General features: G+C 45.9%; 12 protein-coding genes. 11 read left to right on the forward strand and 1 reads right to left on the reverse strand.

The features are described 5' to 3' along the window. Window positions 1-917: cysteine synthase A (cysK, locus tag C7B77_RS16640; protein ID WP_106307113.1), on the reverse strand; the 917-nt coding region annotated here is incomplete at its 3' end. A 559-nt stretch (window positions 918-1,476) separates the two neighbouring features. Between cysK and C7B77_RS16645 the strand changes: the two genes are divergently transcribed. The 11 genes from C7B77_RS16645 to C7B77_RS30080 all read left to right on the forward strand — a co-directional run bounded on the left by C7B77_RS16645 (window position 1,477) and on the right by C7B77_RS30080 (window position 8,805). Continuing rightward, window positions 1,477-3,945, forward strand: a complete 2,469-nt coding sequence (locus tag C7B77_RS16645) for a WD40 repeat domain-containing protein (protein WP_106307117.1) — start codon at window positions 1,477-1,479, stop codon at window positions 3,943-3,945. 375 nt (window positions 3,946-4,320) lie between these two features. Next, the gene (locus tag C7B77_RS16650) at window positions 4,321-4,902 is read left to right on the forward strand and encodes a hypothetical protein (RefSeq protein ID WP_106307120.1); all 582 of its coding nucleotides are present in this window, start codon (window positions 4,321-4,323) and stop codon (window positions 4,900-4,902) included. A gap of 78 nt (window positions 4,903-4,980) precedes the next feature. Then, window positions 4,981-5,622, forward strand: coding sequence for a hypothetical protein (locus tag C7B77_RS16655; protein WP_146138366.1), 642 nt, complete (start codon window positions 4,981-4,983; stop codon window positions 5,620-5,622). A gap of 54 nt (window positions 5,623-5,676) precedes the next feature. Continuing rightward, on the forward strand, window positions 5,677-5,895 hold the full coding sequence (locus tag C7B77_RS16660) for a hypothetical protein (protein ID WP_106307126.1): 219 nt from the start codon (window positions 5,677-5,679) through the stop codon (window positions 5,893-5,895). Window positions 5,896-5,922: 27 nt separating this feature from the next. Continuing rightward, on the forward strand, window positions 5,923-6,405 hold the full coding sequence (locus C7B77_RS16665) for a hypothetical protein (protein ID WP_106307129.1): 483 nt from the start codon (window positions 5,923-5,925) through the stop codon (window positions 6,403-6,405). 39 nt (window positions 6,406-6,444) lie between these two features. Next, window positions 6,445-6,963, forward strand: a complete 519-nt coding sequence (locus C7B77_RS16670; protein WP_106307132.1) for a hypothetical protein — start codon at window positions 6,445-6,447, stop codon at window positions 6,961-6,963. Between the two features lie 35 nt (window positions 6,964-6,998). Then, the gene (locus C7B77_RS16675) at window positions 6,999-7,199 is read left to right on the forward strand and encodes a hypothetical protein (protein WP_106307135.1); all 201 of its coding nucleotides are present in this window, start codon (window positions 6,999-7,001) and stop codon (window positions 7,197-7,199) included. Window positions 7,200-7,236: 37 nt separating this feature from the next. Next, window positions 7,237-7,770 carry a hypothetical protein gene (locus C7B77_RS16680; RefSeq protein ID WP_106307138.1) on the forward strand — a complete coding sequence of 178 codons (534 nt, stop codon included), beginning with the start codon at window positions 7,237-7,239 and terminating at the stop codon, window positions 7,768-7,770. A 48-nt stretch (window positions 7,771-7,818) separates the two neighbouring features. Next, window positions 7,819-8,262 (forward strand): hypothetical protein, encoded by a 444-nt coding sequence (locus C7B77_RS16685; RefSeq protein ID WP_106307142.1) that lies wholly within the window; start codon window positions 7,819-7,821, stop codon window positions 8,260-8,262. 85 nt (window positions 8,263-8,347) lie between these two features. After that, window positions 8,348-8,623 carry a hypothetical protein gene (locus tag C7B77_RS16690; protein WP_106307145.1) on the forward strand — a complete coding sequence of 92 codons (276 nt, stop codon included), beginning with the start codon at window positions 8,348-8,350 and terminating at the stop codon, window positions 8,621-8,623. A 38-nt stretch (window positions 8,624-8,661) separates the two neighbouring features. Further along, on the forward strand, window positions 8,662-8,805 hold the full coding sequence (locus C7B77_RS30080; RefSeq protein ID WP_181243891.1) for a hypothetical protein: 144 nt from the start codon (window positions 8,662-8,664) through the stop codon (window positions 8,803-8,805). The last annotated feature ends 178 nt before the right edge of the window (window positions 8,806-8,983 follow it).

Genomic DNA, 8,983 nt, shown 5'->3' on the forward strand with positions numbered 1-8,983 from the left:
GGCGTACTTAGGTAGCGTTCGCCAAAACTCGGTTGAATCATGACGATTAGTTTACCTTTATTTTCGGGACGACGACCCACGGCGATCGCGGCACAGAGGGCAGCACCCGAAGAAATACCCGAGAGCAAACCCTCTTCTCTTGCCAATCTCCGTCCGTAATCGATCGATTGTTGGTCTGTAACTGTAATCACTTCATCAATGACCTCGATTTTCAAGACCTGGGGGACAAATCCCGCCCCAATTCCCTGAATTTTATGCGGCCCCGGTCGCCCTCCCGACAGTACGGGACTATTTGTAGGTTCGACCGCGATAACTTTAAATTCTGGTTTGCGAGGTTTGATGACATCGGCAATTCCCGTAATTGTGCCGCCCGTACCGACTCCAGCCACGACTATATCTACTAGGCCGTCAGTATCAGCCCAAATTTCTTCAGCAGTGGTGGTGCGGTGGATTTGGGGATTAGCTGGATTGCGAAATTGTTGGAGCATATACGCATGAGGCGTTTTATCGACAATTTCTTGGGCGCGGCGGATGCAGCCGCTCATGCCTTCAACCCCTGGGGTCAGTTCTAATTGGGCACCATAGGCTTTTAATAACGCCCGTCGTTCGAGACTCATGGTTTCGGGCATGGCAATAATTAACTTATAGCCTTTAGCTGCGGCCACCATCGCCAGTGCAATTCCGGTATTGCCAGAAGTCGGTTCGACTAAAATTGTTTTATGCGGTGCAATCAAACCTTCTTTTTCGGCAGATTCGATCATATTGACCCCAATGCGATCTTTGACGGATGCCGCTGGATTCATGCCTTCTAATTTGACAACAATATCGGCGACACACCCTTCAGCTTGGGGAATGCGATTGAGCCTGACTAAGGGGGTGCGACCGACTAGTTCTGTAATATCCTTAGCAATCTTCATAGCGGGTATGGGGTAGAGGGACAGGAGGTAGGGATTGCAGAAATTTAGATCCCGAATATCTAGTTTAATTTACTCCCGAGCGTCAAAGCGGAACTGTCTGTCCGAGCCGAAGGCTAGCTGGCCCAGAGGTGCCCTCGGCAACAGCCCACTAATTCAAGCTTACCATCGTCCTGATGTAGGATCTAGGTTGAAGTTGTCATACCCCCAACCCCCTGCCAATCCCCTAACTTAATGATTCGCTTAACTACCACATTTTGATGATAAAGAAGAGGAATATCTGGGCACAATAAAGATCGAGACAGGTAACTCAATCGCTCGGCTATAATTTAGCGATCGACTCTAGTAGTACTAATGTGGTACCCTCGGACAAAGGTCGTGCTAACGTTCGCAAGACTTCAATTTTAGATCCAAGCTACAATCATTACTAATCACATAAACTTTACAATGCTTCTAAAATTATTATCTTCCCAAGCAGTAAATCTCAAGTAGCTCGAATAGTTAAATTAATCGCGGTGTAAGCCGTTTGGCAAGGTAAGGAAGTCTTAATCGGGAGTAGGGGATGCTGGATGCGATCGTACACAATCTAGAACAAAGCAATCATATTGCCAGAATCAAAAAGCTGGTGTTTTGTGCATGTACAAATAATTGGAGTAATGAAGCTCAACAATTGAGTACGGTCAAGTTCAAAAGCTGCATTCAACAGTTGCGAGATCGCCATGCTTCGGTTGTCGAACTCAAGTATTTGCTATACCGGATTGTGATTAGACTCAATCACAGTACGAATTATTATACAGTTGCCAACTTGCTCTGTCAGGAGATGGAGCCGCTGTATGCCGAGTCTTCAGAGCGAGTCGGTGCTGAAGATGGTACCAATTCGTCACTAATAGGTCGCTCATCGACAGCAGTCTGGGCCAAGGAGGTCATCTTTACGGTAGAAGAAATTTCATCGGGAGCCATGTTGCAAGTCGAGATGGTTGTCTTAGCCGCCAATCGTCAGCTCCTGACCCAAACTGTCGTAACTTTACCCGATCTGGCTCAAATGCACGAGCGATATCAAGAGTGGCAGTCTCGCTATCGACGACTCGACCCGCAAAATCATCGCCTGCTGAGTAATAAAGCTGTCAGTTTGGTTCCCGAGCGGATTAATGACTGTCTGGATGCCGGGGCCATGTTACAAGCCAATTTACATCAATGGTATAGTTCGCCAGGATTTCAAACCATTCGCGAGCGGTTGGCAACTACTGTCGATCCTGAGTTAGAAATTGAGGCGATCGTGCGGAGCCGTTCTAAAGCATTGCTAAAATTACCTTGGAACTCGATCTGGCAACCATTACTCGATCGATATCCGCTCTGTGAAGTTAATATTTCCCTGATTCCGACCATCTCCGAAAATTCGACAATCGACGATGAATTAAAAGTATCGGTACTGTCGGTACTAACTAGCGCGCAGGGCATCAAACTCGATCGTAGTAAGGAATATTTAGATGCCTTGCCCTACACCAAGTCAGAATTTGTCGTCGCTCCCAGCCATCAAGATTTTGTCAATCTAGTCACGCAGAAATCTTGGAGCGTGATGTTCTTTAGCAGTTATATTTCTGGATACCTACCCAATAATCGCATTTATATCAACCATCACGATACGATTAGCATTGCCGAATTTAAATATCGGATCCGGATTGCCGTGCAACGGGGGCTAAAATTATTAATCCTCAATTGTGGCGAAGGTTTAGAACTGGCTAGCGAATTAGTCGATCTCCAGATTCCCAATCTCGTTGTCTTGCGCGAAGCCGTCCAAGATCAAGTCGCCCAAGAATTTGTCAAACTGTTTCTCAAGGCTTTTTCGAGCGGTAAATCGCTCCAATTAGCCGTCAGAGATGCCCGCGAACGACTCCAAGCGATCGAAAAAGTAGTACCTTCGGCTAGCTGTCTGCCGATAGTTTGTCAACAGATTGCCACGCCAGCATCGAGCTGGAATCGACTCGCACAAATTACGATCGACAAACCGCTCGAACTACTCGGACTCTCCCAAAATTGGACTGAAGCAGAAGCCACTGGGATGATGGGACAGGCAGAGCTAGAGATGGTAATGTTGGAGCAGACAGTCGATCGGCAAATTCCATACGATCGCCTCGAACTCATCCATCAACTCTCTGGCTACTATAGTGAAGTATATAGCCTCGCCCTGAGTAACAACGGTCAGTGGTTGGTCAGCGGACATGGAGACATCACTCATGTCGATGATGCCGTCAAGGTCTGGCGGCTGTCGGATGGTAAATTGATTCATAATTTACTCGGTCACAGTCATTGGGTCTACAATCTGTGTCTGAGTGCCGACGCCGAGACAATTATCAGCGGTAGTTTGGATGGCACGGTGCAGTGGTGGCAACTGACAACTGGGGTCAAATTACCACAGCTACTCGACCATAAATCTGCTGTCAATGCTATCTCGCTCGCGAGCGATGGGCAAAGACTAGTCACAGGCGGCAATGATGCTGTCGTCAAAATCTGGCAGCCCCAAAACGGTTTACTGATACATCAATGTCAAGGTCATCTTCAAAATGTGGCTTGCTTGGCAACTCACTCAGAGGCGCAACTAATTGCCAGCGGTAGCAGCGACTATACCGTGAGACTGTGGCATCTGCAAGAAGGCAGATTGCTCAAAACTATTTTGGGACATAGCGGACGCATTAGCGGTGTTGCCATTACACCTGACGGGAAAAAGGTCGTCAGTGCGAGTCACGATTGCACGATTAAAATTTGGGAAGTTGCGACGGGAAATTTAATTAATAGCTTAACCGGACATTCCAAACCGATTGGCTGTGTGGCGATCTCTCCTGACGGACAGACAATTGTTAGCGGCGGCGACGATCGCACTGTCCATATCTGGAATCTCAGCGATGGTAAGCTCTTACATACACTCCCCGATCGCGAACGACCGATTTTATCGATCGCCATTAGTGCCGATAACCGGACGATTGCTACTGGTAGTTATGGTGAGATTCAAGTCTGGCGAGTTCCAAATACATAATTGTAGTATCTGCTCGATCGATTTTTAAGTTTCACAATCGATCGACCCAACGTTTTCTCCACATTACTAAAAATTCGAGGTAGGGGCAAATCATGATTTGCCCCTACCTCGAATTTTTAGCAGGACTAACTAACGTCAGTAGACAAAGGCTCCACTTAGCAGCCGCTGGAACCGTAATTTAAATAATTTGGATGAGTTCGATTTCCGCTGGTAGCAATCGAGCGAATTAATCGATCGAACTTTTATGGAAACCGATCGAAACTCCTGATGGTAAAGATATCGAGCAAGACACAGCCGAACATCCCGAATACTTCTTACTCAATGTTGGCTGTTGTCTAGCTCTCATACCATCTCATCAACATAGGAAAATCAATCATGTCTAACGTCAAAAACACCGCGATCGGATTAGCTACTATTACAATTCTCTCCTTATCTACTGCTAGTTCCAGTTTTGCTGCCGAATGTAAAGGCGATCGCGGATTTGCCAAACAATTTATCACCGAACTAAAAACCAAATGTGCCGCAGAAGGCGCGGCGGATCTAAAACAATGCAAACGTCTTAATAAAATAGCTCCTATTGTTGAAGGTGCAAAAAAACTCTTAGCCGGATTAGGCGTCAGTATCGGCAATGATTGGATGAAATTAGGTGCAGTCGAAAGTGGCAATATCGTGAATCCAGCCAATCCCCGATTCACTACCGATTTACCTGTTGAGAGTGATTCGATCTCAGTCAAGTTAGATAAGTTAGTTGGTAAAGCTGGTGCAGATGCCGCGATTTGTGCCTTTGATGACAAAGGTGGTGTAACAAAATTGGGCGAAATTAAGATCTCTGCCGATAAAGAAACTGATACTAAAAGTGTCAATGTCTCCGGTGCTAGTGGCAAAATTCTCCAAGTTCAATTAGATGGAAATGGCGGAGCTTTAAGACGGATGAAATTTAATCTCTTGGCTCAGTAATATTATGTATCGAATAGGTGAGCAGGGTAGCCATTCTACCCTCTACCTAATCGTCCACTGCTCATTATTAACTAAATTATGTCGATAAAAATAGGATCGATATCAATTGTTTCATTGCTGTTACTGAATAATATCTTGACTACCCCAGCGATGGCAGCGGGATGTAATTCACCCCTTAATACCACTCGGAAAATTTGGAAAAAATGGGATGAAACCATCCTCGCCACTAGTTGCATTACCACAGCCACGATCGTTACATTTGGTGCGGGAACTCCGGCGGCTTCTGCCGCTTGTATCAAGCAATCCAGTCTATTTCTCAAGGCGGCTGACACGATGGTATTAGCTTTTAATGCCTTAATTGGCGATAGCCGACTGACGATCGGCCCCCGTCCGATCTTATTTAACGATACCCAAGATGGCGGCTTAATCGGCCCGATCGATCGCACGTTCTTGAGTGCCTATCCGATGGACAAAAATAACGTCACAGTTAGTGTCAAAAAATTAGATGGTAGAGCCGCCACCGAAGTAATTATTTGTAAAGTTGCTACTGATGGTACGGCTACTAAAGTAGGTGAAATTAATTTTCCTAGAGGTGCCGATAATATCGGTCAGGAATTATCTAAAACGGTGACGGGAATGGAAAATCATCTCCTCCAAGTCCGCATCAATACAATTACGCCACTCTTCCAATTCAAATATCAGTTGAAAGCTACTAAATAAAATCGCAGATTTAACCCATTTATGTACCCTTATCCTTACACTCGATCGAACACTATGAAAAACTATCATTCACTAATTGCACTAGCCGCATTTGCCTGTTTATCGAATAGTCCTGTTTATGCTCAATCGACTCCATCTCCAAGCGATGTCCAAACTTCACCGCCAGCCGCAGAAAGTCCGGCAACTTCTACCGAATCAAAAAAAATCGATTTATCGATCGACAAACAACAGCCTGCATCACCGCAAACAGGGTGTGCGAGTGCAGACAAATAATCCCAGTCATCAAACCGAGGAAATACCATGCTCGATCGCATCCGCAAACTGGCAACTATTAGTATTTTGACAACGATGTGGATACCGATGTCGATCGGACTATCTCCCATTCTGTCAGCTCGATCGCAACAAGTTAAACCTGACTTTTTTATGCGACTGCCAGCACCAGAGCACATCAATGTCGGAGTACATTCAGGACGCAAGAGTCAAAAGATTCCCTTCAAAATTAAGTTCAAACTGCCACCTTTTGCCACCTTCTATCAAATTATCCCGACCAAAATAAATGTTGCCGGAGCAGTATCAGTGCAAGATGTTCCATTCAAGTTAGAAACATTGAGTGCGAGTTTTACACCAGTCTCAACTGTACGCAACATCTCAGTCAATGGTTCTTTCGATCCATCAGTCGCACAAATAGGTGCATTTACCCAAGAACTAAAAATTCGGGTCAAAAATCAGTCTGGCGACAAGCGAGATGGGGACATCTTATTGATGGGAACCATCGTTCCTTAGTAATTTTCATTTCTAAACTATTACCTCACCACAAAACCAATGTTTAATTATTTATCACTCAAAACCCGCAACATCGCTCTCCTCTCACTTGGTAGCGCGATCGCTACTGCCAGTTTACTATCGATCGCCACATTTCACCCTGCAATCGCTCAAAATTCATCACCAACAACTGCTATCTCCGAAACAACGCTCGATCTCGGCTCTCATAGTCAATTTGAGGTTGGCACCACAGCAGGGGTAACGGGAAGTGCAAACTTTGGGAGATTTCCACAAGGAATTGTCAAATTTTTGCCTGGAGAAAACCAACCTTTCAAAATTACGCAAGTCACTAGTTTACCACCTGGGGTTACAGAAGGCCGACTCTCAGCAACGATCGATGGAACACGAGCGATAAATTCAGGAAAAGTCACTTTTCGGGTCATTAGTCCAATTGCTCCTGGCAACTACAATCGCACATTTACAATGTTTGCTAACAATAACCCCATCCATAAATTCATCGTCAAAGTCCGTATTCCCCAGCCTAATTGCAACAACAATAATGGCACTTGCCCGCTTTAACGATCGATCGTTATAACCGAGCGCAATCTAAAACCATGAAACTTAATTCTCTGCTCATCTTAGGTGCTATCTCCGCACTCTTATTACCTGTTACCCACCCACTACCAGGACAATCTACCCCGATTCAGTTAGCTCAACTCTCCATTTCTCCGATCGATGAAAAGTCGTCCCTACAGCTTCGTCTGGTGATGGCAATGGTACTCCACAGCCAACATCACCCCCGCAAGGCTAATTAAGCAATTGACAGTTGACAACTCACTAACCACTTATCCCATGAAAACACTTAATTCTCTACTCTTATTAACTGCGATCGTACCGACTCTGGCGATATCTTTCACTGGCATAGCGACATCGATCGATCGTCAGTCTATCGCCCTTACCCAACAGACTCAAGCCAATGAAGTTATCGATTTTGGCACTCGTGTAGTTAACGCTCGCCCCACGAGTTTGCCCCTCAAATTTACCGTGCCAGCAGGTCAATTTCTGTACAAAATTACCCCTAATAATCCCACCCCATTTAGCTTGAGTGACTCTGGTGCTTATTTAGGTGCGGGAGCGATTCGAGATATAACCGTGCAAGTAAAACACGCTGGCGGCTCCGTGGGAGTTCATACCAAAACGATCGAGATTCACGGTAACAGTCAACTCATCAAGAAAGTTGTCCTCAAGGTAAAAATAGTGCCCGTGCCACCAACTAATTCGGTAGACGGTAGCAATAATCAAACCCAGCCAAATAACGGACAAAATAGCAGTTCCGATCTTCCGCCTACTGGTAGTTTTGGCTCTCCTGGCGGAAATCGTCCCTAATAATCGATCGCGATCGATCTGTCCACACTAACTAACAACAATCCTCCCATGAAAATTCGTTCTCTGTTTATCTTTGTAACTGCGATTTTCGCACTCTTACCACTTGTTAGCATCGCCACCCCCGGACATGCCGCTCCTAACTTACTCGCACAACTTTCCACCCCACAACCACAAGTAGACGAGGTTCTCGATCTCGGCACGATCCGCCCAGATGCAAAACTGGAACCATTTTTAAGATTTACCGTGCCACAAAACCAATCTTTTTACAAACTCTCGCCGCCTAAACCCATACCCTTCACGCTCGGTTCTACAGGTGCTTACTTAGGAGCGGGAAGCAGTCGAAATGTAGCAGTCAAAATTGGTATCGATCGGAATATTCCTGGTCTTCATAGTCAAATTATTACGATTTCAGGTAACGACGGTCAACCATTTAAAAAGGTATTAGTCAAAGTTAACATCCTCCCTCATAATACCATTCCTAAAAGTGGCTAGTATTCTGGCTCTCGATCGCACAATTTTTACAACTTGTTAATTTGGCAAAGAGTCTCTTCTCACCTAACTTTCAACGAGAAAAATTATGACACCCGCTCGACCCCAAAGACCCATTGCCGAGATTGAATCTGACTTACTCGATTGCCTCCTCAAGTGTCCGCAGATCGATCTTCAAGCTCGTCCCACTACTCCCGATTTTACCGACTACTACCGAGAATCAGATTGCCCCTCGATCTTACTAGATCTAAGGGATGAAAACTTTCAAGCTCGATCGCAAGCCTTCTTAACCCACCTCCAATCTTGCTGGACAGATATCGATAGATTCACCTTGAATACCCACAGATTCGATCGCTACAGATAACACATTTAATCACCACAGATAACTGACCGAACACCCTAATGCGTATCGCCAGAGGCGAGGCTCCGCCAACGCGTAGCGTCTCGAAGAGAAGCGCGCTACGCTTCCCACAGATCGACCCTTACGCAGGGGTGTCTGAGGGGCGGGACGCCGCCCCTCAGCAATATGCATTACCCACAGATTAATAACCCAAAGTGGTATTACTAATGCGAAGCGCGCTACGCTTCTCACTATTTGACCCTTTGGAGGGGGTTTGAGGGACGCAACCGTCCCCCAACGGGGGGTCTGGGGGGAGCGGCGCATCGAACGGGAGGTTCCCTCCCGTTTGTGTGCGACAAGACAGACCCCCCAGATCCGGGTTCT

Source organism: Chamaesiphon polymorphus CCALA 037, from assembly GCF_003003845.1.
GTDB lineage: Bacteria > Cyanobacteriota > Cyanobacteriia > Cyanobacteriales > Chamaesiphonaceae > Chamaesiphon > Chamaesiphon polymorphus.

What these genes read in the sequence shown, in the direction of transcription:
- C7B77_RS16645 (WP_106307117.1), top strand. Translation starts at nt 1,477, where the DNA reads ATGCTGGATGCGATCGTACACAATCTAGAACAAAGCAATCATATTGCC.
- C7B77_RS16650 (WP_106307120.1), top strand. Translation starts at nt 4,321, where the DNA reads ATGTCTAACGTCAAAAACACCGCGATCGGATTAGCTACTATTACAATT.
- C7B77_RS16655 (WP_146138366.1), top strand. Translation starts at nt 4,981, where the DNA reads ATGTCGATAAAAATAGGATCGATATCAATTGTTTCATTGCTGTTACTG.
- C7B77_RS16660 (WP_106307126.1), top strand. Translation starts at nt 5,677, where the DNA reads ATGAAAAACTATCATTCACTAATTGCACTAGCCGCATTTGCCTGTTTA.
- C7B77_RS16665 (WP_106307129.1), top strand. Translation starts at nt 5,923, where the DNA reads ATGCTCGATCGCATCCGCAAACTGGCAACTATTAGTATTTTGACAACG.
- C7B77_RS16670 (WP_106307132.1), top strand. Translation starts at nt 6,445, where the DNA reads ATGTTTAATTATTTATCACTCAAAACCCGCAACATCGCTCTCCTCTCA.
- C7B77_RS16675 (WP_106307135.1), top strand. Translation starts at nt 6,999, where the DNA reads ATGAAACTTAATTCTCTGCTCATCTTAGGTGCTATCTCCGCACTCTTA.
- C7B77_RS16680 (WP_106307138.1), top strand. Translation starts at nt 7,237, where the DNA reads ATGAAAACACTTAATTCTCTACTCTTATTAACTGCGATCGTACCGACT.
- C7B77_RS16685 (WP_106307142.1), top strand. Translation starts at nt 7,819, where the DNA reads ATGAAAATTCGTTCTCTGTTTATCTTTGTAACTGCGATTTTCGCACTC.
- C7B77_RS16690 (WP_106307145.1), top strand. Translation starts at nt 8,348, where the DNA reads ATGACACCCGCTCGACCCCAAAGACCCATTGCCGAGATTGAATCTGAC.
- C7B77_RS30080 (WP_181243891.1), top strand. Translation starts at nt 8,662, where the DNA reads ATGCGTATCGCCAGAGGCGAGGCTCCGCCAACGCGTAGCGTCTCGAAG.